Origin of the sequence: Mediterraneibacter sp. 210702-DFI.5.30 (genome assembly GCF_020560115.1) — a bacterium.
Classification (GTDB): domain Bacteria; phylum Bacillota; class Clostridia; order Lachnospirales; family Lachnospiraceae; genus Mediterraneibacter; species Mediterraneibacter faecis.
On the sequence record NZ_JAJCME010000309.1, the window covers coordinates 1 to 200 of the forward strand.

The 200-nt window shown below is 56.5% G+C and carries 1 tRNA gene; it reads left to right on the top strand.

Annotated elements, in window-relative coordinates:
- Positions 1-66: 66 nt before the first annotated feature.
- Positions 67-140: transfer RNA gene (locus LI126_RS15660), tRNA-Ile, on the top strand.
- Positions 141-200: the final 60 nt, after the last annotated feature.

Genomic DNA, 200 nt, shown 5'->3' on the forward strand with positions numbered 1-200 from the left:
CGGCCGATGGTACTGCACTGGAGACGGTGTGGGAGAGTAGGTGGCCGCCAAATTACAAAAGAATATGGGCTTATAGCTCAGCTGGTTAGAGCGCACGCCTGATAAGCGTGAGGTCGGTGGTTCGAGTCCACTTAAGCCCATACCCATGGGGGATTAGCTCAGTTGGGAGAGCGCCTGCCTTGCAAGCAGGAGGTCACGAG